The sequence below is a fragment of the Peribacillus folii genome (assembly GCF_030271255.1).
Taxonomy (GTDB): domain Bacteria; phylum Bacillota; class Bacilli; order Bacillales; family DSM-1321; genus Peribacillus.
On the sequence record NZ_JASJOM010000011.1, the window covers coordinates 74,149 to 99,724 of the forward strand.

At 40.8% G+C, this 25,576-nt stretch carries 23 protein-coding genes and 1 pseudogene; 9 read left to right on the top strand and 15 right to left on the bottom strand.

What is annotated here, in order from left to right:
* The first annotated feature begins 132 nt into the window (after window positions 1-132).
* Window positions 133-843, top strand: coding sequence for a response regulator transcription factor (locus QNI08_RS17930; protein ID WP_285768767.1), 711 nt, complete (start codon window positions 133-135; stop codon window positions 841-843).
* Window positions 840-2,267, top strand: a complete 1,428-nt coding sequence (locus tag QNI08_RS17935) for a sensor histidine kinase (protein ID WP_285768768.1) — start codon at window positions 840-842, stop codon at window positions 2,265-2,267. Before QNI08_RS17930 ends, QNI08_RS17935 begins: the two co-directional genes overlap by 4 nt.
* A 53-nt stretch (window positions 2,268-2,320) precedes the next feature.
* Here the strand turns inward: QNI08_RS17935 and QNI08_RS17940 are convergent, their stop codons facing one another.
* From QNI08_RS17940 to QNI08_RS17960, 5 genes are all read right to left on the bottom strand, one after another.
* On the bottom strand, window positions 2,321-2,680 hold the full coding sequence (locus QNI08_RS17940; protein WP_285768769.1) for a YxeA family protein: 360 nt from the start codon (window positions 2,678-2,680) through the stop codon (window positions 2,321-2,323).
* A gap of 5 nt (window positions 2,681-2,685) precedes the next feature.
* Entirely contained in the window at window positions 2,686-4,596 is a 1,911-nt protein-coding gene (locus QNI08_RS17945) for an ABC transporter permease (RefSeq protein WP_285768770.1), read from the bottom strand.
* Window positions 4,583-5,350, bottom strand: a complete 768-nt coding sequence (locus QNI08_RS17950) for an ABC transporter ATP-binding protein (RefSeq protein ID WP_285768771.1) — start codon at window positions 5,348-5,350, stop codon at window positions 4,583-4,585. Before QNI08_RS17950 ends, QNI08_RS17945 begins: the two co-directional genes overlap by 14 nt.
* Window positions 5,351-5,512: 162 nt before the next feature.
* Entirely contained in the window at window positions 5,513-5,803 is a 291-nt protein-coding gene (locus tag QNI08_RS17955) for a DUF3817 domain-containing protein (protein ID WP_285768772.1), read from the bottom strand.
* A gap of 158 nt (window positions 5,804-5,961) precedes the next feature.
* On the bottom strand, window positions 5,962-7,026 hold the full coding sequence (locus QNI08_RS17960; RefSeq protein WP_285768773.1) for a C45 family autoproteolytic acyltransferase/hydrolase: 1,065 nt from the start codon (window positions 7,024-7,026) through the stop codon (window positions 5,962-5,964).
* Window positions 7,027-7,491: 465 nt separating this feature from the next.
* Here QNI08_RS17960 and QNI08_RS17965 point away from each other — a divergent pair, with 465 nt between their 5' ends.
* Complete coding sequence (locus tag QNI08_RS17965) at window positions 7,492-8,055, top strand: hypothetical protein (RefSeq protein WP_285768774.1); 564 nt, start codon at window positions 7,492-7,494, stop codon at window positions 8,053-8,055.
* 1,004 nt (window positions 8,056-9,059) lie between these two features.
* On the opposite strand, the gene QNI08_RS17970 is transcribed toward QNI08_RS17965, so the two are convergent.
* Entirely contained in the window at window positions 9,060-9,968 is a 909-nt protein-coding gene (locus QNI08_RS17970; protein ID WP_285768775.1) for a hypothetical protein, read from the bottom strand.
* Window positions 9,969-10,256: 288 nt separating this feature from the next.
* Here QNI08_RS17970 and QNI08_RS17975 point away from each other — a divergent pair, with 288 nt between their 5' ends.
* Window positions 10,257-10,592, top strand: coding sequence for a hypothetical protein (locus QNI08_RS17975; RefSeq protein WP_285768776.1), 336 nt, complete (start codon window positions 10,257-10,259; stop codon window positions 10,590-10,592).
* A gap of 182 nt (window positions 10,593-10,774) precedes the next feature.
* Here the strand turns inward: QNI08_RS17975 and QNI08_RS17980 are convergent.
* Window positions 10,775-11,923 (bottom strand): annotated as a pseudogene (locus tag QNI08_RS17980) (IS3 family transposase).
* Between the two features lie 217 nt (window positions 11,924-12,140).
* Between QNI08_RS17980 and QNI08_RS17985 the strand changes: the two are divergent.
* A complete protein-coding gene (locus tag QNI08_RS17985; RefSeq protein ID WP_285768777.1) occupies window positions 12,141-13,532 on the top strand; it encodes a hypothetical protein in 1,392 nt (463 codons plus the stop codon).
* A 224-nt stretch (window positions 13,533-13,756) separates the two neighbouring features.
* On the opposite strand, the gene QNI08_RS17990 is transcribed toward QNI08_RS17985, so the two are convergent.
* Genes QNI08_RS17990 through QNI08_RS18005 form a run of 4 tightly spaced genes read right to left on the bottom strand, consistent with a single transcriptional unit; the run spans window position 13,757 to window position 15,969 of the window.
* Window positions 13,757-13,993: an ATP-binding cassette domain-containing protein gene (locus QNI08_RS17990; RefSeq protein WP_285768778.1), complete on the bottom strand. Its 237-nt coding sequence runs from the start codon at window positions 13,991-13,993 to the stop codon at window positions 13,757-13,759.
* A gap of 49 nt (window positions 13,994-14,042) precedes the next feature.
* Window positions 14,043-14,831: an ABC transporter permease gene (locus QNI08_RS17995; protein ID WP_285768779.1), complete on the bottom strand. Its 789-nt coding sequence runs from the start codon at window positions 14,829-14,831 to the stop codon at window positions 14,043-14,045.
* Window positions 14,828-15,733, bottom strand: a complete 906-nt coding sequence (locus QNI08_RS18000) for an ABC transporter ATP-binding protein (RefSeq protein ID WP_285768780.1) — start codon at window positions 15,731-15,733, stop codon at window positions 14,828-14,830. The genes QNI08_RS17995 and QNI08_RS18000 overlap by 4 nt, the downstream gene beginning before the upstream one ends.
* Window positions 15,730-15,969 (bottom strand): PLD nuclease N-terminal domain-containing protein, encoded by a 240-nt coding sequence (locus tag QNI08_RS18005; protein ID WP_285768781.1) that lies wholly within the window; start codon window positions 15,967-15,969, stop codon window positions 15,730-15,732. The genes QNI08_RS18000 and QNI08_RS18005 overlap by 4 nt, the downstream gene beginning before the upstream one ends.
* A 284-nt stretch (window positions 15,970-16,253) precedes the next feature.
* Between QNI08_RS18005 and QNI08_RS18010 the strand changes: the two genes are divergently transcribed.
* A complete protein-coding gene (locus tag QNI08_RS18010) occupies window positions 16,254-16,799 on the top strand; it encodes a helix-turn-helix domain-containing protein (RefSeq protein WP_285768782.1) in 546 nt (181 codons plus the stop codon).
* Window positions 16,800-16,954: 155 nt separating this feature from the next.
* On the opposite strand, the gene QNI08_RS18015 is transcribed toward QNI08_RS18010, so the two are convergent.
* The 3 genes from QNI08_RS18015 to QNI08_RS18025 form a co-directional block, all read right to left on the bottom strand.
* Window positions 16,955-18,352, bottom strand: a complete 1,398-nt coding sequence (locus QNI08_RS18015; RefSeq protein ID WP_285768783.1) for an amino acid permease — start codon at window positions 18,350-18,352, stop codon at window positions 16,955-16,957.
* Between the two features lie 314 nt (window positions 18,353-18,666).
* The gene (locus tag QNI08_RS18020) at window positions 18,667-19,626 is read right to left on the bottom strand and encodes an L-threonine 3-dehydrogenase (protein WP_285768784.1); all 960 of its coding nucleotides are present in this window, start codon (window positions 19,624-19,626) and stop codon (window positions 18,667-18,669) included.
* Window positions 19,627-19,671: 45 nt separating this feature from the next.
* On the bottom strand, window positions 19,672-20,862 hold the full coding sequence (locus QNI08_RS18025) for a glycine C-acetyltransferase (RefSeq protein ID WP_285768785.1): 1,191 nt from the start codon (window positions 20,860-20,862) through the stop codon (window positions 19,672-19,674).
* Window positions 20,863-21,384: 522 nt separating this feature from the next.
* Between QNI08_RS18025 and glpT the strand changes: the two genes are divergently transcribed.
* Window positions 21,385-22,746: a glycerol-3-phosphate transporter gene (glpT, locus tag QNI08_RS18030; RefSeq protein ID WP_285768786.1), complete on the top strand. Its 1,362-nt coding sequence runs from the start codon at window positions 21,385-21,387 to the stop codon at window positions 22,744-22,746.
* A gap of 257 nt (window positions 22,747-23,003) precedes the next feature.
* Here glpT and QNI08_RS18035 read toward each other — a convergent pair whose 3' ends face one another.
* Window positions 23,004-23,567 (bottom strand): thioredoxin family protein, encoded by a 564-nt coding sequence (locus tag QNI08_RS18035; protein WP_285768787.1) that lies wholly within the window; start codon window positions 23,565-23,567, stop codon window positions 23,004-23,006.
* Window positions 23,568-23,793: 226 nt separating this feature from the next.
* Between QNI08_RS18035 and QNI08_RS18040 the strand changes: the two genes are divergently transcribed.
* Both QNI08_RS18040 and QNI08_RS18045 read left to right on the top strand, forming a co-directional pair.
* Window positions 23,794-24,645, top strand: coding sequence for a GRP family sugar transporter (locus tag QNI08_RS18040; protein WP_285768788.1), 852 nt, complete (start codon window positions 23,794-23,796; stop codon window positions 24,643-24,645).
* Window positions 24,646-24,663: 18 nt separating this feature from the next.
* Window positions 24,664-25,449: a glucose-1-dehydrogenase gene (locus tag QNI08_RS18045; RefSeq protein WP_285768789.1), complete on the top strand. Its 786-nt coding sequence runs from the start codon at window positions 24,664-24,666 to the stop codon at window positions 25,447-25,449.
* Window positions 25,450-25,576: the final 127 nt, after the last annotated feature.

The following is a 25,576-nucleotide window of genomic DNA, read 5'->3' on the forward strand; positions in this document are numbered from 1 at the left end:
CATACAAAACTTTACCAAATCAGTAGGACGCTAACATACAATTCCTCGGGTAAAAACACTTCACCGTTACCTTTAATATAGAGTGCAGGTGCACTATACTATAGGGAAGAACAATGTTAGGGAGGTAGAACAATGTCCAATGATCAGTGGATATTAATTATTGATGATGAAGAAGATTTGGCACGGCTCATGGAGACCGTTTTACATAAAGAAGGCATGGCCAATATCTTGACGGCGGGAACGGTTGCAGACGGATGGGCCCGGTTCCAGGAGTTTGGTCCCGATCTTGTCTTGCTCGATATCATGCTGCCTGATGGCGAAGGCTATGATTTATGCAGACGCATTCGTGAAGTTTCCAATGTACCGATCTTATTTTTGTCGGCAAAGGATGAGGAAATCGATAAGCTTTTAGGGCTGGCGATAGGGGGCGATGATTACATTACCAAGCCGTTCAGTCCGAAGGAGGTGGCCTACCGGGTGAAGGCACAGCTGAGACGTGCTGGCTTTTCTGATGAAAAAAATGTCACGAGGAATTTGGTGGCTGGTCCTTTTGAGCTTAGTGCAAATGAAACCGAGCTGAAAAAGGATGGCAAATCGATCAAACTCACCGCCAAAGAAATTGGATTGATGGGCTGCTTCATACGCCATCCCAATCAGATACTAAGCAAGGAAACCCTTTTTGAGCATGTTTGGGGCGATGAATTCTTTGGCTCCGACAATACCGTAATGGTCCATATTCGCCGCTTGCGCGAAAAAATCGAGGCAGATCCTTCAAAGCCAGCTTTTATCATCACCGTGAAAGGGCTTGGGTATAAACTGCAAACCAAGGGCAAACAAAGATGAAGTGGAAATTGACTAGGCGCTTTTTGGGATCCGTCGTGACAATCGTAGTGATCGTGGGGATTGTGAATATTATCATACTCGTCTGCTTGCTCTTATATCATTTTAAGACGCAAGAAGAATCTGTGGAAACCTTTAGCAGGGGCTTTTCACACTATATAAAACTACAAGATGGCAATCCGATAGTAAATGAAAAAGGCCTGAAAATACTGGAGAAAAAAAAGGCGTGGATACAAATTTTGAACGAAAAGGGCGAGCAGGTTGCATCCTATTATACGCCGGAAAGTTTGCAAGTTGCGTATACCCCCGCCGAAATAGTTCAAATGTATAAGTATAAGGAAATTGATGCTGAGACGACCGTTTTTGTTGGTGACGCACAAGATTTCAGCTATTTTGTAGGAGTTAAAGATCGTGGAATAGGACGATATGTATTTTCCTATAATTACGTTCACATCATAAAGTATCTGAACATCATCCTTTTACTATTTTTAACCGTGGATATAATGATTGCTTTAGTCATTGGATTCTTATTTGGAAAAAAATTAACGAGCCCTCTCCATATATTAATAGATGGAATACAGCAGCTTCGGGAGCGGCGGTTTAAGAAGATGGTCATTCCGAAAGGCGTCTACGAAGATGTCTTCCACAATTTGAATGAACTATCGGTAAAGTTGGATGAAATTGAAAAAGAAAGAAATCAACTGGACCGCATGCGTGAGGAATGGATCAGCAATGTATCACATGATATGAAGACACCGCTGGCTTCCATCCATGGTTATACAGAATTGATGAAAGATCACGCAGCGGATTTAACAGCGCAAGAATTGTTCGAATATACAGCAATCATTAATAGACAGTCCGTTTATATGAAGGATTTATTGGACGACCTCAATTTGACGATGCGCCTTCGCAACCAAAGGCTTCCTCTGCATTTCGAAGAGGTGGATTTAGTCGGATACATACGTGAGATCATGATTGACTTTTTAAATGCTTCACCATACGGAGATCGGCGGATCGAATTAGAGGCAAATGTGAATAAAGCGATGCATTCTGTGGATAAGAAATTATGGAAACGGGCAATTCTGAATTTCGTTTGCAACGCACTTGTGCATAACGAGGAAGACGTCGTTGTCACCATCCAAATCGATGCGTTTCATCCAGAACCCGAGGATGAATACAATTCGAGCAGCTTAGCCACAGCAGGAGGCTTCCATACTAAAATGACCATAGCTGATAATGGCCGCGGCATTCCCGCAAAAGATGTAGCACAGGTTTTTGAACGCTACTACCGTGGGACGAATACCGCCAACCCACATGGAACAGGCTTAGGAATGGCCATAGCAAGGGATATCGTCCTTGCCCATCATGGCAAAATTGACTTGACCAGCATTGAAAACAAGGGAACGACCATTACGATACTTTTATAAGGATTTTTCAAACAGAGAAAGGGCTGCCCTAACCTGCTGACAGCCCTTCTTCCCTATTTAAGTTTATCTTGCGCCTTCTTTGGAATTTCCTCGAATTTCACTTCATCATAAGAAGATACTTTATCTTCATCCTTCACGTAAACTTTCAAGTAGGCATCCTTCCGCAGATTTTTTTGGGCTGTGAATTCAAGCGGCTTTGTTTTACCCTCAGCATTTGTGCCATCCAATCTATATGAATAAGAAGTCATCAATGAACCATCCTCCACTTTTTGTTCATGCTTTGTTCCATCCTCCGTAATTTGCACATAATAATGGTCTGCATTCATTCGGTTAAAGTCGATTTTGGTTAGCGCGAAGGCACCAGCCGCCCCTATCAGGAATATGATCCCCGCTACCGTAAAGAATTTTTTCATTTCAATCACCCTTCTGTTTTATTATTTCGTGTAATGATGCGATTATAAGAAGCTACAGTCAAGATATAATACAGACCGTAGATGACCGTATAAGCAATCATCCAGATCATTACAGGTTTTGCCAGGTCCATCATCAATAAATTGGAAAATGCTTTTAAAGCGACTACACTGTGGCATAATCCAGCTGCCAATGGCACTAAGAAGATGACGGCCACTTGCAGGGCAATCGATTTCCGCATCTCCTTGGAACTGACGCCCATCTTATGCAGCATATTATATTGGGATTTATCCTCCTCTGCTTCAGTCAAAATTTTAAAGTAGATGATGCTTCCAGTCGCAGCCAAAAAGACGAGACCAAGGAAGCTCCCGACAAAGAGGAGTGATCCCACATTTTCAAGGCTGTTCCGGATGTCTTGGGGCGCACTGGAAAACAGCCCGGCTTTAGGTATCTCCTTGGCGATTTTTCCGGATAAATCAACGGAAGCGTTGTTCATACCAATCACCCGATATATCACCGTTTCTCCAGCCTTCTGCAGAGCGTCGAATGTATCATCGGATACCACCAATGTGATGCCTGCTGTCCCTGCATTTAAAACGGTTTGTGTCTTATAGCCTTGAAATGTTATGGCCAGGTTGTTTACTGTCGTGATCGTCTTGCCTTTGTATTCGGGAGAGAACCTTGGGTCATATCCCATATCGAGAATGACAGCATGCCCCTCCTTCACTCGCAGCACTTCCTTGCCTTGTATGCCGGCCAATTTGTTATACATTTTTTCGTCGATGACCGAGTACATTCTTTTTTCTGATCCATCCAAACTGTTTAATTCTTCTGCATCAAAGGTGACGGACAGTGCTTTGAACGTTTCATCATACTTTGCATCAGGCAAAAGGGCGCTGACTCGCTGGTCGATTTTTGCATCCGTTTGCCGATACATGAACGTATTCGGATCTGCAGTCAAAACCTGATCGTTTGTGTTGTAATAGAGTCCGTATACCGCACCGCCTGCCGTTACCGTCGTGGCACTCAACACGGCAATGACGGTCAATGTGCGCGCATTGCCCCGAATCCGATAGAGCAGCTGTGAGACTGTCATTACGTGAAGACCCTTCCATAGCCATTTTTCATTTTTCTTGATCAGCATTAATACAAACCCCGTCACACTATGGAACAATAAAAACGTACCGGCAATAACGGAAGTCAAGATAATGAGGACGGTCATTACAAACCCGACTTGCCCCCATACCTTGGAAGAGAAAGGATCCTGCAGGGCAAGCCAATAGCCGCTGCCAATCAGCAAGATTCCAAGTGTGGCTACACCCATCGATGGCTTCGGGATCGCTTCCCCTTTTTTCGAAGCGTGGAATAAATCAATCAATTTAAATTGGTAAATCAAACGATAGCCCTGGAATGATGTCACCAAGAAGATCAGGATGAATACGATGGCTGTGTTCAATGCGGCCGATCCCGAAAATGTAAAGGGCGCCATGACATCATAGCCCATCAGATAAATCAAAAGCGTCATGAATCCTTTTGAACATAGGAATCCTAGCACAACCCCCACGACCAATGAAACCAAGCCCAGCAATAAATTTTCAAAGAAGAGCATGAAGCCGATTTGACGATTACGCACGCCAAGCAATGCATATAACGCGACTTCCTTTTTACGTTTTTTCATGAAAAACGAATTCGAATAAGCAATGAAAATGGCTACAAAGAAAATCAGGATGATTGCCGCCGCACTCATCAGTGATTGCATATTTTGGGACGATTCCGTTTTTTCCGTGATCGTATCGCTGTATTTCAATGTCACGAATGTAAAATAGATGATGATGCTGAAGACCATGGATGCGATATATAAGATATATTGGGATAGATTCCGGGCAATATTCTTTCTTGCCAGACTAAATAACGTCATCTGCCTCACCTCCAATGGCTGCAAGGACATCCATGATTTCTTGGAAAAACGCTTTACGTGTTTGGCCACGACGGTGAATTTCCTTTGAAAGCGTACCATCCTTGATGAAAATGATACGCCTGCAGAAGCTGGCTGCATACGCATCATGTGTCACCAGCATGATAGTCGAATGATTATGCTCATTTAGGCCACTCAAGCTTTCCAGTAAATCCGTCGCTGATTTCGAATCGAGTGCCCCTGTTGGTTCATCAGCCAGGATCAGGGCCGGCTCGGTCACAAGCGCCCTTGCTGCGGCAGTCCTCTGTTTTTGCCCACCGGAAATTTGGTACGGATATTTAGCCAGTAAATTTTCGATACCGAATACTTCTGCCATGCGATTCACCGCGATATTGATTTCTTTTGCTGGCATTTTGGCAATGGCCAGTGGCAGCAAGATATTTTCCTTCACGGTCAGTGAATCGAGCAAATTGTAATCTTGAAAGATGAACCCAAGGTTGTCGCGCCTGAAATCCGTTAAATCCGTTCCCTTCATATCATGGATGCTCACGTCCCTCATATAAATCTTGCCTTCAGTCGGAGAATCAATCGTTGCCAGCATATTAAGCAAGGTTGATTTCCCCGCTCCTGATGGTCCCATGATTCCTACGAATTCTCCTTCATGAATGTCAAAAGATATATTCTCCAGCGCCGTGTAAGCTGCATTTGACTTCCCATATGTTTTTTTGATATTTTCCACTTTCAGTAATGGTTCCATTTGTTTCACCTCATCATGATTGTTGATATTTATACTATATAAGCCCATCCTTACAGCACATTTATGCCAACCTTACAACAACCTTACATCCATAAAAAAAACGACTTCCATTGAACGGAAGCCGTCTTTTGCAAAACAGTCTTTTTAACGAATATAGGATTGTTAACCCTGCTTCAATAGCTTTTGATCGATCACAAAATTCCCGAATGGGATGAATGAAACGATGAATATCAGCGCCATTTTTACAAAGGACCACTTCGATTGAAGGCTTACATAAAGAAGTAAAAGACCGAACACGACGAATAAGAAACCATGGATGCTGCCCAAAATGAGTGTCGCCTCACCAATGTCCAATATGTACTTGATCGGCATCCCAATAGCCAGCAAGAGAACATAAGAAATCCCCTCTATTATGGTAACGAACCTGAACCATCCGAAAGCTGTCGAAAACATTCGCTCATCCCCTTCTTCATTGTACAAGTACAATTAATATCCAAAATATGTAACATCATCATATAATATTACTGGATGGACCACCAATCACTCGTACAAAAAGGTTGCCTGCATCCATGCAGTAAAAAGGTCCATGACAAGTGCGTGTCTTTCATTGCTCAATTCCGGAACCAATTCGCTCCCTCATCCATATGCACGAAGGGAATATCCGTATCGATTACACCCCTGATCCGATCCAGCTCAACATCTTCTCCCTGAAGCCACTTCGCAAAATCGATGATGGCGGGCTCCTGATTGCCACCTAAAGCAATCCAGGCCTTCAATTCCTTCGGCAAATAAGCGGAAGTATGGATCGTGCCCGCCCAGCTGCTATATAAATCGGAAAAGACGCCTTGGTTGGTATCATTGAACAGGCGGTATGCTTCGTAGGCAGACGCAAGGCTGCCTTCTTGCTCTTGAATGATCCCCAATCGGCGTTTTGAATCGATCAGATGGTGACGGTTTTCATTTTTCATGATTTCAAAGTGATTCGTGCAGGCACTTGCCGTGCGCACCTCCACATTTCGCGGAGATGTTTCTACAATATAGGTACGGCCGCTTCGATCATAGACAACGTACGTGAAAGAATGACGATGGGGGATTTCCTTCAACATCGCGACCGCTTCTTCTACATTCGCACAAGATTCAACTATCAGCCTGCCGATCATGCAGCAAATGAAGCCATCTTCAGGATTCTTTCGATTCATGAAGTTATAGCCAATCACTAAGCCCTTTTCATTCATCGCGTCCATCCTTCCAGTCCCCCGCTGGCTCGGCCCGATGCTCGAATATCCTTGATCGGTTGGCTGGAATAACACATAACGTCCTTCATATGTTTTTGGGTGGTAATCGTAATTTCGAATCAGATAATCATCACCCGTCATGATCGAGCATCCAGACCGAACATAATCCAAGCGGTACCCCCCAAATTCCTGGAGCACGCGCTCAATCGGCCATTTCAGCGCAGCCTGCATCCCAAGCAATTCCTCCCACACTCCAGGGGCGAACCGTGTAATCGCCCGCTTGACCTCACCTTCCTCGACCGTAAATCGCGGCTGCCTGATCTTCCACTGATCTTCGCGATTCTTTACCGTTAATGAATCCTTGAACTCCTCCCCCTGCTTATATCCAAACTCATAATGCGTTCCCCTGAATTGTATGATTTCACTATATATTTGCTTCACGGCTTATCCCTCATTTACAGTAGTTGCTATTCAAATTAAGAATACTTGATGTATGGTTGAAAATAAAGAAGATACGCCTTTACATTTATGTAACAAAGAAGCATAAACAGCCTCTCAACCATAGTATCCATGAATGCTGGCATTCTTGAAGTCATGTTTGTAACTCTACCTGCCTACTGTGAAAATTCATGATGATCATGGACCATCAGCAATATTACATTCCTTCCAGCTCGACTCGTTAACATGGGCGTGAGAATGCAAACGAATGATTTTGTTTGCTACTAACACCTCTTTCACCCGCTCAGCAAGAGATTCCGTTCAGTCCAAGTTATAAAGGATACATGCGTTTGGTGACCTAATACAACGAATTCCAGATACATTCCCTTATTTTTTAAATATGGGAAAACTTTCATCCTCCGTCATGCGTCTATCTATTGAAACAAAAAATTAAGAGGAGGAATTACCATGATAAAAAGTTTAGTAGCAGGACTAGGCATTTTCACTATGGCTGGAGGAATTGCGGTAAGTGGGCTAGGAGATTTTATGCCAAATCAAACGACACCGTTTCATAGTGAAAAAAAAGAAGAAGTAAGCTCCCATGGGTATCAGGACTTAAAATCTTTAGCGCTTGCTTGGTATGACAATGGATATACGAATCTCGACAACCCTAAGAACATTCCCGTAGACAAAGTCAATGGGTTGCCTATTGGTCTTTCCAGGGATGACTTTGTTAGATTTGTTGTGGAACAGTATGGCGAAGAAGCAGGAAATTCCGCTTCACAAGTTACTTTTTTAGAAAATGACCAAGAAAGCTCAAACTATTATGGATATAAAGATTTAAAATCTTTAGCGCTTGCTTGGTATGATAATGGATATACCAACCTTGACAACCCTAAAAACATTCCTATAGACCAAGTGAATGGGTTACCTATTGGCCTTTCCAAGGATGACTATGTTACGTTTGTAGTGGAAAAATATGGTGAAGAAGCAGGGAATTCCGCTTCACAAGTTACTTTTCTAAATAACTGATTTACTGAGTTTATTTTCTTACCTTCATCAGTTTTAGAATGAAACCCTACCAAAAAAAGCCTCCTAAAAAACCCCTTGCGTCGTATTTATCATGCAGATGACGCAAGGGGTTTTTTTATTAGAGGATTTTGCACTTTTCTATTAGGTCAAATGCCATATTTAACTTTAATACACTCATTTTCGATGATGTTCTGAAATAAAGTTCATTCAAAAATAAATAACAAACTAGCATTTTACTATAAATATCTACGAAAAATAGAATTTATCTGCGAAAATTGCAGTCTTATCTACGAATAACAGAATTTATCTGCGAAAAATACGATATATCTACGAAAAACTATTTGTTAATAAGAATGTACTCATTGGATCTTTAGTCAGAAATATTGATGCAGTAAGAGTTTCGCCGAGAGTTACATTTAATAATCATTTGCACTAATTTCAAATATTTTCTAACAAAGCACCCATATACGGGCTGACTTAGTTTTAGGTTCAGGAATACCGTCCATAATAAGAATTGCAAAAGAGCACCGTCAGGCCCAATTAGAAGCAGAACAGAAACCCCAGGGGTCCCAAGAAAAACAAACTTACTCTAATGATTTGAAAGGTGATGGATTTATTGATCAATTTGAATGGTCGAAAACGAGCAGTGGAGAACAAACACAGTAGACCAAAAATTTAACAGAATGCGTAGAAACAGGTAAGAGTGATTGTGAAAGGGAATCCAAGTGATGCACATCAATATCACGCTTTATTTACATTCAAAAGGAGCTAATTTCTTCCATAAGATAAGAAGATAGAGGATAATCAAATTTATTACAATAGAGATTGTAATAATTAATTAACATAAAACTAATAAAAAAAAAGTTAAAGGAGATTAATACGCTCCCCTTTAACTTTTAACGTCTGTTCCCTCACTTATTCTTTTTGGTTATTTTAAACATGGCCAAACTGATAACTATGGCAACTATTATTAATAAAAAGGATCCTGTCATTTCACCCACACCTTATTCTAATACAGAAGATTTACTAATTTTACCATTATGATCACTTGATACATTCACTCGTATATACTTTTCCTCAAAAACCAAACCTACTCCTTTTATGTGCAATCCCCAACTAACCATTCCTGACTGATAAGCAGTGCGCTTTTTTGAGCTTGGCTTTGTTACAGCAGATGCTTTATCATATATACTATACATTGCCCCATCAAAATGTCTTTTTATGTAATTTGTTGTTCTTTGAGCTGTAACTGTACTACCATTATATGTGAAATCAGCAGCGATTTTTGCTGTGTATAATTTAGTTCCAATATTACTGTAACATATTCTATAATGACTGGCTGATTTGGTTTTAGAAGATGCTGCATAAGCAGATGGTACTTGGAAAGTATTTCTTATACCTTTCGTTATTATAGGAAGGAAACCATATTCAAATTCATCAGTTTCTTCTAAACTCGAATCTTCTTCTAACCTTGAATCTTCTTCTATTGTCGCTTCTCTTTCTGCCCCCTCTTCAAAGGCATCTAATGTAATCCCATTAGCATCAACATTCAAGACAGTATTTTCATCAACTTTATATTTATGGCTTACTTCCTTATCGTTAATAGTAATCGCTTCAGTATCTTCAGCATTTTCCTCTTTTAATTTTTCAGCAATCTTGCTTTCATTGTCCTTAATAAATTCTTCTAAAACCTCTGGATACTCGTCTGAATCATTGTTCTTTAACTCTTCAACAAGCCTTGTCTCATACTGTTTTTGCAATTTCATTTCACTTGCACTCAATTTTAAATCAATGATTGCTGAATTTTCATTATTAATTTCTTCTGCATTAACTTTGTTAGTTGAGAACATAGTTAAGGTTGAAAAAAATAAACATAACCCTATCAATATAATTATACTTCTTTTCATTTTCATTACTTATACCTCCAAAAATAGTAAAATAGTTTTATTTACATTCATAATCATTACAATTGTTTGTAAAATTCGTCATCCAGAATCTAGTTTTTTTACCAATAATTTTATAAATATCAATAATTTTTACAATTTTTTATATAAGATATGTTAAAATAAAAAAAACATAATTTAGGTAAGCTGCTATGGCTGTACACAAAATTAGTAGGTTTTATCTTTAAAACTAATAAAATTAGTTATTAGGATTTTTTAAAAAAACAGGAAAATTCCTAACGGTAAGGGGAAAAAGTCATGACAATAATTACAGTTAAGAAAACAACAGAAATTGGAGTAGGCTCACTTTCTTTAGCCCTTTGTTTAATCGGAGTTTTGTTTACTTTTCGATTTGGTGATAAATTTTGCATTGGAGATATTATTTTAAATTATTTCGGATTAAACGCTTGGTCAAATGGTGATTCAGGTATTCATTATACAATGTTCTATTCAATTATATTTTTCATCCCCGCCTTTATTATTGGTAACTTTTACTCCGATAATAAAGGCGCAAAAGCTGGGAAAATTATATCAGGTTTCCTATCAGTTCTAATAGTACTAGTACTCATAACAACTATTATCAATTTTGTATAGGATAACGTTCACTCCAATTTAATACGATGAATAAGCTTTATTAAACTGGGATAAACGTTAAAAAATAGATTCAAAAAACAAGCCCCTCTTTAGAGAAGGGCTTTTATTTATTGAAATTTTAATCTATTCTCAAATATCTCTTTGGATTTGAGTCAATATTTTGGACACAAAAAGGTTAAGTCTTAAGCTGGATTTTTAATTTGATCCTCAATCGTTTGTGGAGTTTTATATCCTAAGCTGCTGTGAATTCTTTTTCGGTTATACCAACTTTCAATAAATTGGAAAAACGCTAATTTAGCTGTCTAATAGTCTAAATATTGTACGTGGTTGACTTGTTCCTTTTTTAATTTCGCATGAAAGGATTCTATACAGGCATTATCGTACGGGCAACCTTTCTGACTAAAGGATTGCTTAATATGATGGTTTTGGATATGTTGAGTAAACACACTGCTTGTATATTGTGAGCCAAGATCAGTATGAAGAACTAAGCCCTCCGAGGGCTTTTGTGATAAGTGTGAGTTATTGAAAGCTTTTATGACCAGTTTTGTCGTCATTGAACGCGCAAATGAATATCCTACTATTTCTTAGAATGAAGGTCCAAAATCGAAGCTAAATAACACCATCCGTCTTTTAACGTGTAGATATAGGTAATATCTGCTACCCATTTCTCATTAATGGTCTGAGTAGTGAAGTCTCGTTTTAGCAAATTATCCAATTGAATAACCTTTTCTTTAGATGGATAGGGACGGTATTTTTTCTTGGTAATTGAACGAATTCTCGCCTTGCTCATTAAACGTTGAACACGCTTTAGACTTAGGGATACCCCTTTAGTTAATAAGCTTACATAAATCTTTAGAGCCCCTATCGTCCTTTGCTTTCCAGGTAAATAAGATGAATTTCATTCGTGAGTTCTTGGTTTTCCTATTCACGATTCGATACGACTATTTGAAGGGACTGATAATAGCTGCTTATTGGAATTTCTAGTATTTCACACATCTTCTGTACGGGATATTGTTTCTTGTATTCCTCAATAAATTCGGTAAGGTCTGTCTCGGGTACTTTTTCGCGTATATGGCCATAGCCTTTTTTAAGATTTCAACTTCTTGCTTTAACCGAAAGTTTTTCTTCTGAATTGCGGCTAATTCCTTTGGAGTCATGGACTCTTCCCCTAAACCGATTGGAGTAAATTCTTTAACCCATTTATAAATGGTCACTTCCGATATTCCATATTCGTCGCTTAATTCTTTGACCGAATTACCCGAGTGATAAAGATCGACAATCGTCTTCTTGAATTCGTTATTATATTTTTTACCTAAATTCTTACGTTTCAAGACGGACACATCCTCTCAAAAATCATTGTAAGGACTTAACTAAAATGTGTCCATGAAACTATACTAACTCCATTTCCTCCACTTCATTAATGCGTGTATTCTCCCGTTTTGTACCTTCACCAGTTCAAGGAAAGCCCCCTTAAATTCGCCAAACCACTCACCACCATGATCTCCCTTCATAATCTGTAACTAGGCACATTTATGAGGGGGACGAATCATGGGACTGGAGTTGACGGCACTCCACTGGATTTATGTTGTATTCATTGTATTGATTATTGGATTTATGGTAAAGCGTCGGGATACGACCCTCATTTGCATCATTGGCATTTTCCTGTTGGCGTTGGTGGCTACAGGAAGTTTAGCTTCCTCGATAAGCGGAATATTCAACAGCTTCATTTTCGCCATTACGGAATTAATGTCGACGATCTTGATCATTTCCATCATTGTTGCCATGAGCACGGTGTTGACCAAGTCTGGAATCAACGATGTCATGATTGCTCCTTTTGCGAAATTCATTAAAAACCCTGCACTTGCCTTTTGGATAATCGGAATCATCATGATGATCATTTCGTGGTTTTTCTGGCCTTCACCGGCGGTTGCCTTACTTGGAGCGGTTCTGCTTCCCGTAGCGTTGCGGGCAGGTTTGCCGGCATTAGGCGTGGCGATGGCCATGAACCTATTTGGCCACGGTATCGCATTATCTGGGGATTTCATCATTCAAGCCGCACCCAAACTGACCGCGGACGCGGCTGCGATTCCAGTCGGTGATGTCATCGCTGCCAGCATTCCCTTGGTGATTACGATGGGGGTCGTCACCACCCTCTCCGCTTTTATTTTCTTGAAGAGGGATATGAAGCTTGGAAGAATAAAGGCAGATGATAATGCAGGCATCATCCAGGATCAAGCGAGTGAAGAAGAACTGCTAACCCTGGCTCAAAAGAAGTTTTTTGCCATTTTTATTCCGTTCGCATTTCTGCTTGATGTGGTGGGGTTGTCGATTTTGAAGCTGCAAGGCGGAGACGCGACGGCGTTGGTGGGCGGTACGGCGGTTTTCATTTTATTGATTTTATCCCTTGTCGCCCATAAACAACAAGGGCTCGAAAAATCGACAGCCTATTTGATTCAAGGCTTTCAATTTGGCTTCAAGGTATTCGGTCCGGTCATTCCAATCGCTGCCTTTTTCTATTTAGGTGATTCAGGCTTCACTCAAATCATCGGAGATTATTTACCAAAAACATCGCTCGGCATCGTCAATGACCTCGGTGCTGCCTTAGCCGCCGCTGTTCCTTTGACGAAGGAGATCGCCGCCATTACATTAACCGGCATCGGTGCCATTACGGGCCTTGATGGATCGGGCTTCTCAGGGATATCCTTGGCCGGATCGGTAGCCAAACTATTTGGCACGGCCATTGGCAGCGGAACCGCTACCTTGACTGCACTCGGGCAAATCACTGCAATTTGGGTAGGCGGGGGCACCTTGATTCCCTGGGCACTGATTCCAGCCGCTGCAATCTGTAATGTCAGCCCCTTCGAACTCGCTCGCCGGAATTTGCTGCCGGTGGCAATCGGCCTGGCAGTCACAACCATCGTCGCGATGTTTCTTATGTAATGGCTTCTTTTTGAACTGCCCTGTAAATGTTAGATACAAAACCAACATTTACAGGGCAGTTCATTGGGGATTTTTGATTAAGTATGCGATAGGCGAAATATCAAATACCGCTTTAAAGTACTTAGAAGGAAAAAAACTATAAATCCGTTGCTCAAGAAAGACATATAGGCTTATCCCCTCAGAAGGGTAGCTCGCTAATTAAAACATGGAATGGGCGACTTGTTTCATCCTATATAATTTACACTTTGCCCCTGGAACCATTCATCTTTGGTCAGGCCATTTATTTCAACCTTTCCATTTTCTGAATCTAAAATGCCTGTGATAATGTTCAGCGTCGTGGTTTTCCCTGCACCATTTGCTCCTATAAAACCTAAGGTTTCCCCTTTTTTGATTTCTAGATTTACACCATTCAAAATCTTCTTGGCTGAGTAGCTTTTCTCCAAATCTGTGATGCTTAACAAAGTTATCATCCTCCCATCACTTCATGTTTAACACATTTCCATCCCCAACTTATTCGTTATTGAATTTCTTTTTAGAAATCCATATGTTCGTTACCAATATCGTTACTGCCGTCCATGCAAGTGCAGCTAATGCACCCCAAATCGCCTGTGAATGGACTGTGCCTAAAATCAGTACTTCCATGGCATGCTTGCTCATGCTTGCCGGATTCACATTGTCTATTACCGGGCTTAATCCAACTATGATTCTACAGCCAAGGAGAAACACTATCGAAATTAATGCAATAATACCCTGGCTATTAAAAATGGTACTGATCATCGTCGTGAATGAAATGATAAATAGGATCCACAGCAGATAGAATAGTAAAGCCACTAATAAATCCCCAAAATCAACACTTGTAAACAAAAAAACTACATATAGATATGAAACCAAATATCCCAATGCCACACTGCAGGCAACAAACAGATAATTGGAAATGATTTTCCCGCTTATATACGATCCAACCGTCACGGGCCTTGTAAGAATGAAAGCAAGCATCCCATTTGCTTTATCTGATTGGACGACTCCCATCATGGAAACGATGATGATCATGACCCCTAGCTGATCAAATTGAGACCCTAAAGTACTGGCAAGAACTTCGCCGCCTTTTTGGGCAGCCATGCTCGGATCAATGGTAATCCCTTGGCCCCCGCCCAATGCCTCTAATATTGAAGGTAAATAATAGCTTACAACTGGTTGAGTTATTCCTAAAAATATAAATACAAGCGGCAGCCAAATCACTTTAAATTCACGTACCATCTGAACAAATTCCTTTTTAGCTAAAACGGCAAAATTATTCATTTTTCCACCACCAATTTTAAGAATATCTCTTCCAATGTATCGTTATCGATTTCGAACCTGACAAGATCAACATTATGCTCCAAAGCATTCGCCAGTAACATATTCTTATTTGACTCAATATCTTCCACTTCTATCTTCAATTTATTTCCCATTACCTCTACACCTTTTACGAAGTTCAAGCTTTTAACGTTTTCAATCCATTTTTGACTTTTAGAGGTTATGTCGACATTGATTTTATTTCCGCTATTCCTGTTCAATAATTCTGACATCGTTGTGTCCTCAATTTTTTTACCGCTTTTTATAATGACAAACCTCTCACATATTTCTTCTGCATCGCTTAAAATATGCGTCGATAATAAAATGGTCGTATCTTTCTTTATCTCTTTTATGATATTCAACACTTCTCTCCGGCCGATTGGATCTAATGCCGAAACCGGTTCATCCATGACAATCAATGCCGGTTTATGTAACAGCGCCTGTGCAATTCCAAGCCTTTGTTTCATTCCGCCCGAAAAAGTCCGCACCTTTGCATTCTCTTCCCCGCTCAACCCGACTTTCGACAATATCTCTGGGATGCCGTTTAATAATTCTTCCCTCTTGATACCTGAGAGCTGCCCCATGAAAGTAAGGGTTTCTTTGGCGGTCATCCATTGAAAGAAGTTAGGGTATTGTGGTAAGTAGCCTATTTCCTTTTTCATTTTTGAAATTTTCTTACCATCAAGCAATACTTCTCCCATACTTGGATCTATAATATCTGCAATCACTTTTATCAGTGTTGATTTACCAGCCCCATTGGGCCCAATCAATCCAACACATTCCCCCGATTGCAATTCCATTGAAAAATTATTGACCGCTGTTTTTTCTTTAAATTTTTTTGTAACATTTTTAATCTCTAATTTCATATTCTTTCACTGTCCTTTCTACCGATAACGAAGTACAGAATTGGACCGATAGTATTTGCAAAAATAATGATGAGTGTCCACAATAGAACATTTTTCCTCGACTTTCGATTTCTGTATAAATCAATTAATGCTATAAGCACTAAAATCATTCCAATTGCAATTACCGGTAAAATGATTGGCAGAATAGACATGAAATCCATATCTTTCAATTCGTTCCAGCCATAATGCAATTCCATATATACCACTCCTTTAGTAACGAAATATTGTTATCATTATCAATAATGATAACAATATAATTTGGGATTTTCCACCTATTTTTTTCTTAATAAAATAATTAAAGAATAGTTATTATTTACTTCGAAAAAATATTTCGGTACTATTATTTTTCGAAACGTGTCATTTTTATTGAAATGACAATGATTCAAACATTACAATATATGACAAGTTAAACTTATTATTCATGACCAACAGGAAAGTTCACTAAATGTTATTCAGTTATTTCCAACGCGAGGAGAATGAGATGATTAATAAAGCTGAGATTTTAATGCACCCTGTTCGAATAAAGATATCCCAAGCTCTAATGAGAAATAGGGAAAATGGTTTAACACCATTAGAAATGTTAAAAATCATTAAAGATGTACCCCAAGCAACATTATATAGACATATACAGGTTCTTTTGGATTCAGGGGTCATTCGCATAGTAAAAGAGAAAAAAGTGAGATCCGTTTCCGAAAAATACTACGTTTTGAATGAAGAAGAAGCACGACTTAGCGGGGAAGAATGGAAAAAATCCTCTAACGAGAAAAAGTTGAATTTCTTTTCGTATTACCAATTATCCCTTATGAATCAATATCAAAACTATCTATCTAAATTGGAAGAAAGGGGCTGTTCGGAAGATGGTTCAACCTTTTCACTGTTAGAGCTGAAGCTTGATGACGAAAGTTTTATTAGCTTTCAAGAAGAATTGAACGATTTAATGGTGAAATATTATCATACTACGAATCAAAGTGATAAACAAAACTCTCCTATTCGAACCATCGGCGTTACGATTATTCCAGAATCATAAACAACTGAAAAGGCTGTTCCAAACCTATCGACCCAAGAATAATATGGACGTCAAAATAAAAAACCGCAGATCAACTCATTCATTACCGAGTTGATCTGCGGTCAGGGGTGCCGCAGCACCCTTTTTTAATGTCAAGCATTCACCATGTTCAGCGGTTAACCTGCTTTAATGTCCGCTTTTTCAGCTTTTTGAGGCTCCACAGGCATGCGTTTGCTTATTCCAAAGGCGTAAAAACTAATGACTACGATTGCTAAAAAGACAATTCCGGCAATAAGTGAAATGCGCGTTTCATCATTGAACCACATGCCGACCAATACCATAACCAGGTAGGCGATGGTCAAGTAATTTGTTACAGGTGCAAAAGGCATTTTGTATGGGTGATTGACCATTTCGGCACTTTTGATTTTTCTGAATCTAATTTGGCTGATCAAGATGACGAACCAAGGAATCATCCCTGGCAGGACACTTGCACTGTATACATACACAAATAGGTTTTTTGGAGCAATATAACTTAACACGACTCCAATGGCCAATCCGATGATTACACCGAATGTACCGAATAAAGGGACACCGCTTTGAGATACTTTCGCAAAGGATTTAGGTGCTTGTCCGTTCATTCCTAATGTATAAAGCATTCGTCCTGCACTGTAAATGCCGCTGTTGCAGCCAGACATGGCTGCCGTGATGACGACGAAATTGATGATGCCAGCTGCTGCCGTGATACCGACCTTGGCAAAGGTTGCCACGAATGGACTGCCAATTGCACTTAGTTGGTCCCAAGGGTAAACAGTTACAATCACGAAGATGGCCCCGATATAGAATATGAGAATACGCCAAATTGTGCTTTGTATCGCTTTGGTGATCGTTTTTTGCGGATCCTTCGCTTCGCCTGCTGTAATCCCGATCAGTTCCACACCTTGATATGCTGCGACAACAAGTGATAGTGCAAAGAAGAACCCTTTCCAACCGCCTGTAAACCAGCCGCCATGTTCCCAAAGATTCGATAGCCCTATTGCGTCTCCGCCGTTACCTAAGCCGAAGAAAATAAGTCCAAATCCTGCGACGATCATTAAGACGATCGTAACGATTTTAACCAATGAGAACCAAAACTCGATTTCACCAAATGATTTGACGGAAATCAGGTTCGCTGCCCCAAGAATCACCATTGCAATCAAGCCTGGTATCCATGCTGGGAGTTCCGGGAACCAATACTGCATATATGTCCCGACTGCGATGATTTCAGCCATCCCGACAACGACCCATTGGAACCAGTTACTCCAAGCGGTCATATAGCCTGCCAATGGATGGATATATTTATAGCCAAATGTCGCAAATGAGCCTGTACTTGGCTCCAGATATAGCATTTCGCCCATTGCACGCATGATCAGGAAGATAAATAAACCTGAGATTGCATAAGCTAACATGACAGACGGGCCTGTCCATTTGATCGCGCTGGCTGAGCCCATGAATAAACCAACACCGATTGTCCCGCCCAAAGCGATCATCTGAATATGACGGCCTTTCAGGTCCCTATTCAAATCTTTGTTTGCCATTCCATTTCCCCCTACACTGCTAAACAGTCATTTTTGCTGCATACTCCCAATGAAGTCATGTGGTACAGAAGTGATGAAGCGGGCATCATCATACGCTTGAAAAATCATTTCTCGCTTCCAATTCAAGCAATCCTGAAAGTTGATGGATTCATGCGAATTTTCACATTTATCAGCTTAGACTAAGATTAAATCGGAAAGCGCTTACTTTTCCATGATTCCAAAAATGTATCATTCAACCGCTAAAAAAAATCACGACTTTAATAAAATAACCTGAATAAAAGAGTCTTGCAACCCTTTTATTCAGTTAGGGGCAATTATGCGGTAACTAAAAAAGATTTCAATCCAAGCTTAACCAGCATATCCTTCGTCATTTTTTCCAGATCGTATTCCGCTTTGAATCCCCACTCTTCCTTCGCACAAGTCGAATCGATACTATTCGGCCAGCTGTCTGCAATCGATTGTCTTGCAGGATCGACCTCATAGTTCATCACAAAGTCAGGAATATGCTTTTTAATCTCGGCAGCAATTTGTTCCGGGGCAAAGCTCATCGCCGATACATTGAAAGAATTCCGGTGTTTCAGCTTAGATGCATCTGCCTCCAGCAAAGCCATGATGGCAGCCAAAGCATCAGGCATATACATCATATCCATATACGTTCCTTTAGCAATGTAGGAAGTGTATTTCCTATTTTTAATCGCTTCATAGTAAATTTCAACAGCATAGTCGGTGGTTCCCCCGCCGGGAGGTGTGACATACGAGATCAGTCCCGGGAAACGCAGTCCTCTCGTATCAACGCCAAATTTATGATGGTAATAATCACATAGCAGCTCACCCGATACTTTGTTCACGCCATACATCGTGTTTGGACGTTGTATCGTATCTTGCGGTGTGCCATTTTTAGGCGTGGTCGGACCGAACGCACCGATCGAGCTAGGTGTAAATAATCGGCAATCCAGCTCACGTGCGGCTTCCAACGCATTCACCAAACCGCCCATGTTCAAATTCCAGGCTAACAGCGGCTTTTTCTCTGCTGTGGCTGACAATAAAGCAGCTAGGTGAATGATGGTATCCACTTCATGCTTCTTGGCAATGTTGAACATCTCTTTTTCATCGGTAACATCCAAAATTTCAAATGGACCAGATTGAACGATAGCACTCTCCGTTTTCCGGATATCCGTTGCTACGACATTGTCGGCTCCATAAATCTCTCTCATTTTCAGTGTAAGTTCTGAACCAATTTGACCTAGGGCCCCTGTGACTAATACCTTTTTCATCAAAAATCCCTCCCCTTTTTATTCCCGGCAAGCAATATGATCTGCTTAGATAATTGACATTTCTTTTCCGACTTTTTCATAAATCGCTATCGCACGATCAAGCATCTCTTTCGTATGCGCAGCCGTCGGCATATTCCTTACCCTTCCGGTTCCCCTTGGTACGGTTGGGAATACGATCGACTTCGCGTATACACCCTCTTCATTCAGCCGCTTGCTGAACTGCTGAGTTTTGGCTTCATCGCCAATGATGCAAGGAGTGATCGGTGTTTCGCTCTCTCCGATGTCAAAGCCCAATTCCTTAAGACCTTTTTTCAAGTAAGCGCTATTTTCCCACAGCTTGTTTTGAAGCTCCGAACTGTTCAGCAATATATCGATGGCTGCAATGCTCGAAGCCACTGCTCCAGGTGTGACAGCTGTTGAAAATAAAAATGGCCGGCTTCTAACCTTCAGCCAATCGATTAAATCCTTCTTCCCTGCTACATAGCCGCCAACAACACCGATCGCTTTCGATAAGGTGCCAATCTGGAAATCGACTTTATCGGATAAACCAAAATGTTTTACCGTTCCTGCACCATTTCCCAATACGCCAGAACCATGCGCATCATCAACATACGTAATTAAGTCAAACTCTTCGGCAATCTTCACGATTTCAGGAAGCTTGGCAATATCCCCGTCCATGGAAAACACACCATCCGTAATGACCATGACCTTGTTATACAATCCCGACTCTTTCGCTTGACGTGCCTTTGATCGTAAATCCTCCATATCGGAATGGATGAATGGAATGATTTTCGCTTTGGACAAACGGCATCCGTCAATGATTGAAGCATGGTTCAGTTCATCTGAAAGGATGGCATCATTCTTATCCATCACTCCTGAAATCGCTGCCATATTACAATTAAATCCAGATTGATAAGCAATGGCCGCTTCCGTATGCTTAAATTCCGCCAGCTTTTCTTCCAATTTCACATGAATATCCAACGTTCCATTGATCGTACGGACCGCTCCTGCTCCGACACCATATTTCTTCGTCGCTTCGATGCAGGCATCAATCAATCGTTGATCCGTGGCCAAGCCTAAATAGTTATTGGATGATAAATTGATCAGCTCTCTGCCTGCAATCGTGATTACCGGACCGTTTGGACCTTCTACCGGATCAATAACGTTATATAGACCTTTATCTTTTAAATCGTTCAAATTATCTGTTAAAAATCGATTTAATGATTCACTAGTCATTTCATATACCCCCTCATTATCGGTCGGAATAAGTGATTTACTCCCATTCTAAAAACAAGATGTAAAGAATATAGATTTTCAAGAAAACACATGTGTCCTCTCCATAAAAACAGAAGACTTTAACGTAAATCCCTTTATATTAATGGTTATACCCATCATAATAATGGATTATTTTCTCGTTGTCCATATTGTGCGGACAAAAAAATTCGATTTTTATTTTTTTCGCAACTAAGAAAGCCTTAAAAATCCTTTGAAGTCGCAAGAACCCCTCCTCGATTTCATTCATGGATTTTATAGCGTTACCTGTGGCGGATGGTCAGCTAACACTGGTCATATGAGAACGTTGACAACACTTTTATATGCAGGTATTATTTTCATTACAAGTTAACGATGGTGGAGATATGGAGACCCATGCTTTAATAGAACCTGTCAACATGAGGGGTGCTATTTTGGTATGGGTTTTTTTGTGTTATCGCCCTTTCTTAGCCAGTTCATAACTTGAATTTATCAAGGAGGATTGAGATGTTCAAAATGTTTAAGCCTGCCCCGCCAATGAAAAGATTACCTGAGGAAAAAATCGATTCTGAATACAAGAAACTCAGATTGCAAGTTTTCATCGGGATCTTCATTGGTTATGCAGCATATTATTTAATTCGTAAAAACTTTTCCATGGCCATGCCCTATTTAAAGGAAGAAGGGTTTACAACCGGACAGCTGGGACTAGCGTTGTCTGCTATTTCCATCTCTTACGGAATAAGTAAGTTTGTAATGGGAACCGTCTCAGATCGAAGCAATGCAAGATACTTCTTGCCGGCAGGCTTGATTCTAGCCGGGATCGTAAGTCTCCTCATGGGATTCGTTCCCTTCTTTACGTCATCGGTTGCAATCATGTTTATCATGTTATTCATTAATGGATGGTTTCAAGGAATGGGCTGGCCCCCATCAGGTCGAGTACTTGTTCACTGGTATAGTGTAAGTGAAAGAGGGGGAAAAACAGCGATATGGAATGTTGCCCATAACGTGGGCGGCGGCTTAATGGCACCATTGGCCATTGCAGGTGTCTCCATCTTTGCTACATCAATGGGCTCTTCTTATGCTGGTTATGAAGGAATTTTCATACTACCTGCATTAGTTGCTATAGTAATTGCTCTCATTTCATTTCTCTTAATACGAGATACACCTCAATCAGTTGGTTTACCGCCAATTGAAGAATATCGCAATGATTATCCTAATAAAACGAAAAAGTTGTTTGAAACGGAATTGACAACAAAAGAGATTCTATTCAAATATGTATTGAATAACAAATGGGTCTGGGCGATCGCTATTGCAAACATCTTCGTATATTTCGTCCGTTATGGTGTGCTTGATTGGGCACCGACCTATTTGAGCGAAGAAAAAGGTTTTAATATGGACAAATCGAGTATGGCTTACTTCTTGTACGAATGGGCTGGCATACCCGGAACTTTATTATGCGGATATATATCGGATAAAGTCTTTAAAGGTCGTCGTGGACCGGCGGGGGTCGTTTTTATGCTGGGAGTATTAATCGCTGTCCTGGTTTACTGGTTTAATCCCGCAGGAAACCCCATGGTCGATATCATTTCCTTGATTGCGATCGGGTTCTTGATTTATGGACCTGTAATGTTAATAGGGTTACAAGCACTTGATCTAGTTCCTAAAAAAGCTGCCGGTACTGCAGCCGGATTAACTGGCTTGTTTGGATACTTAGGTGGGTCTGTAGCAGCAAATGCCATGATGGGATATGTAGTGGACTTTGCAGGTTGGAATGCAGGCTTTACATTAATCACAATTTCTTGTGTTCTTGCAGTAATCGTATTTGCATTCACATGGAATGTTCGCGGTCAGGAAGTAGTAAAAGGGTAAGATAAAGCGATGACGTCAGGCACAATGGTCTTATCCATGGGCTGGCATTCAGAACATCCTCGGAAGCAAAGCTAGACAAAAAGGTTTCGGAATGGACTCATTCCGAAACCTTTTTGATATTTTCTTTGCTTTTCAAGCAGGAGTAGGGAATAAGGGATTCTAGTTTCGGTTTATAGTACAAGGGTGAATTTCCCAAACAAAATAACCGTAAACACCTTCAATGACTATAAGAGGGTGTTTATAGTCTGCAATCCCCGTTAATCAATTTTTCTTAATGTTTCCTTGATGCTGCCGTATACTTCGTCCCAAAGGTTTCTATCCTCAGAAAATGCCTTTGTGATTTTTTTAAAGACTTCCTTTTGCTCAGCCTCAAATCGTTCATCATCCTTGGCTGGCAAAACTGAACGCAGCTCCATGACATAATCCTGCACTTTAGGTGCACGCGGTCCCCATACAGCTCTTTCCTCGCCATGCTTATCAATGAATATAAAGATGGGGATCGAACGCGCTGTACCATTCGTTAAGTATTGATCCATCAGTTCAAGGTTTTCATCTCGTAAAACCATGCGCGTCTCGATATTCGCCGCTTCCGCAATATTCAATAGGATCGGTATATTCATCATCGCGTCACCGCACCAATCTTCGGTAATGACAATGGCCCGAAGATCTTTCACTTTCCATTCATCAAATAAATCCTGATCTTTTGCAGAAATGGCAAAACGCTCATGAATCGACTGCAAGCTTTCTTTATGTACCTTCATAGAAGAAACAAATTCTTCGGCTGGAATTCCCTTCTCAAACCATCCATTCAATGTCGTCATCTTATTGCTCCTATCTTTTTTAAATTAAACGTATCATAAATCACGCACCATTTCATTGTTTACACCCTGACAACCCATCCAAGTGAAAGAAGAATATTTCAAATTGGTAAATGAATACCATGTTTTCTTTCTCGGGTAAAGGGAATTTAATATAAATCAAAAGCTCGCTACCTAAGTAATTACTATTCATTTAAAAAAGGATTTTCCCATTTAGGAGTTGAAATTCGTGGAAGGTATTCTCTTGGCACTTCTCCCCGCTTTGACTTGGGGCAGTTTGGTGCTTGTTTCCGAAAAACTTGGAGGCAGTTCTTATAATCAAACACTCGGCATTACGGTCGGTTCATTACTGTTCGCCATCGTAATGTCTTTCATCAATCCCCCGGAATGGAGCAGTGTGGTCTGGATAGTCGGCATCATATCCGGAATAGGGTGGGCGTTCGGACAGTTATTTCAGTTTAATAGTGTCAAAGAAATTGGGGTCTCCAAAACCGTTCCCATTTCGACAGGGCTGCAAATTTTAGGAAATACTTTTTTCGCCGTAATCATTTTCAGGGAATGGAATGACAAGCTTACGATCCTCATAGGCATCGCTGCAATCATTTGCTTGATTACGGGTGTCTTGCTGACAAGCTATGGTGACGGTGGTGAAAAAAAACAAGGCAGCATGAAAAAAGGGATTATTCATCTGGCCATCTCAACAGCAGGTTATGTTACATATGTCATCGTTGTCAGATGGAATGAAGTAGACGGCTGGTCCGCGATCCTGCCGCAGGCAATCGGCATGTTTCTGGCGGCCCTGCTGCTCTCCCTCAAGCATAAACCATTCAATAAATATGCCGGAAGAAATATCCTGACAGGACTGATGTGGGCAGTCGGGAATATTGGCCTGCTGCTCGCCAATCCAAAGGTTGGCGTCGCCATTGCCTTCTCCTTTTCCCAAATGGGGATCGTCATTTCCACGTTGGGCGGCATCTTTCTCTTAGGGGAGAAAAAATCGAAAAAGCAAATGACCTTCGTCATGATCGGCTGTGTACTCGTCATTGCTGGCGGCGTCATGATCGGCTTTACCAAAGAATGATTCAAGGAGTGATTTATCATGTATAAAGATTTAGAGAATAAAGTGGTCGTCATCACCGGAGCGGCAAAAGGGTTAGGAAAAGCCATGGCCGAAAGATTCGGTAAGGAAAAGGCACATGTAGTATTGAACTATCATACTGAAAATGACGATCATAAGGAAATCATCCAAACGATCGAAGCAGCCGGCGGCAAAGCGGCAGCCATTCAGGGCGATGTTTCAAAGGAAGCGGATGTGAGGAAATTACTTTCATTCGCTGCCGCTACTTTCGGTACAATCGATATCATGATCAACAATGCGGGTATTGAAAATGAAGTGCCCAGTGAAAAATTGACACTTGAAGATTGGCAGAAGGTCATCGATGTAAATTTAACCGGGATGTTCTTGGCAAGCCGGGAAGCGATCAGCTATATGCTGGATCATGACATCAAGGGGAATATCATTAACATGTCCTCCGTCCATGATCGGATTCCTTGGCCGCATTTTGTCCACTATGCAGCAAGCAAGGGAGGAGTGAAAATGATGACGGAAACCCTGGCACTTGAATACGCCCCAAAGGGCATTCGCATCAATAACATTTCACCTGGCGCCATCGACACGCCCATTAATGCCGAGAAGTTCAATGACCCAAAAGCGAAGCAACAGGTCATTGACCTAATACCGATGGGGTATATTGGTAAACCGGAGCAAATTGCCGCGTGTGCAGCTTGGCTGGCCTCTGGTGAATCAAGCTACGTGACGGGCCTGACCTTGTACGCTGACGGTGGAATGACTAAATATCCCGGATTCCAAGCTGGAAAAGGCTAATCGTTTTAAAAATACTGCAGCTGCTGAAATGTCCCTTTTCATTCTAGAAAAAGGTATGTATGGCGATAAGAAGAAGGAATATCAGAGACCGGGATCCTCCTTGTCTCTCATTCCTTTGCCCTCACCT

Excerpts from the sequence above, each read along its gene's own strand:
- QNI08_RS17930 (WP_285768767.1), top strand. The coding sequence starts at position 133 with ATGTCCAATGATCAGTGGATATTAATTATTGATGATGAAGAAGATTTG.
- QNI08_RS17935 (WP_285768768.1), top strand. The coding sequence starts at position 840 with ATGAAGTGGAAATTGACTAGGCGCTTTTTGGGATCCGTCGTGACAATC.
- QNI08_RS17940 (WP_285768769.1), bottom strand. The coding sequence starts at position 2,680 with ATGAAAAAATTCTTTACGGTAGCGGGGATCATATTCCTGATAGGGGCG.
- QNI08_RS17945 (WP_285768770.1), bottom strand. The coding sequence starts at position 4,596 with ATGACGTTATTTAGTCTGGCAAGAAAGAATATTGCCCGGAATCTATCC.
- QNI08_RS17950 (WP_285768771.1), bottom strand. The coding sequence starts at position 5,350 with ATGGAACCATTACTGAAAGTGGAAAATATCAAAAAAACATATGGGAAG.
- QNI08_RS17955 (WP_285768772.1), bottom strand. The coding sequence starts at position 5,803 with ATGTTTTCGACAGCTTTCGGATGGTTCAGGTTCGTTACCATAATAGAG.
- QNI08_RS17965 (WP_285768774.1), top strand. The coding sequence starts at position 7,492 with ATGATAAAAAGTTTAGTAGCAGGACTAGGCATTTTCACTATGGCTGGA.
- QNI08_RS17970 (WP_285768775.1), bottom strand. The coding sequence starts at position 9,968 with ATGAAAATGAAAAGAAGTATAATTATATTGATAGGGTTATGTTTATTT.
- QNI08_RS17975 (WP_285768776.1), top strand. The coding sequence starts at position 10,257 with ATGACAATAATTACAGTTAAGAAAACAACAGAAATTGGAGTAGGCTCA.
- QNI08_RS17985 (WP_285768777.1), top strand. The coding sequence starts at position 12,141 with ATGGGACTGGAGTTGACGGCACTCCACTGGATTTATGTTGTATTCATT.
- QNI08_RS17995 (WP_285768779.1), bottom strand. The coding sequence starts at position 14,831 with ATGAATAATTTTGCCGTTTTAGCTAAAAAGGAATTTGTTCAGATGGTA.
- QNI08_RS18000 (WP_285768780.1), bottom strand. The coding sequence starts at position 15,733 with ATGAAATTAGAGATTAAAAATGTTACAAAAAAATTTAAAGAAAAAACA.
- QNI08_RS18005 (WP_285768781.1), bottom strand. The coding sequence starts at position 15,969 with ATGGAATTGCATTATGGCTGGAACGAATTGAAAGATATGGATTTCATG.
- QNI08_RS18010 (WP_285768782.1), top strand. The coding sequence starts at position 16,254 with ATGATTAATAAAGCTGAGATTTTAATGCACCCTGTTCGAATAAAGATA.
- QNI08_RS18015 (WP_285768783.1), bottom strand. The coding sequence starts at position 18,352 with ATGGCAAACAAAGATTTGAATAGGGACCTGAAAGGCCGTCATATTCAG.
- QNI08_RS18020 (WP_285768784.1), bottom strand. The coding sequence starts at position 19,626 with ATGAAAAAGGTATTAGTCACAGGGGCCCTAGGTCAAATTGGTTCAGAA.
- QNI08_RS18025 (WP_285768785.1), bottom strand. The coding sequence starts at position 20,862 with ATGACTAGTGAATCATTAAATCGATTTTTAACAGATAATTTGAACGAT.
- glpT (WP_285768786.1), top strand. The coding sequence starts at position 21,385 with ATGTTCAAAATGTTTAAGCCTGCCCCGCCAATGAAAAGATTACCTGAG.
- QNI08_RS18035 (WP_285768787.1), bottom strand. The coding sequence starts at position 23,567 with ATGACGACATTGAATGGATGGTTTGAGAAGGGAATTCCAGCCGAAGAA.
- QNI08_RS18045 (WP_285768789.1), top strand. The coding sequence starts at position 24,664 with ATGTATAAAGATTTAGAGAATAAAGTGGTCGTCATCACCGGAGCGGCA.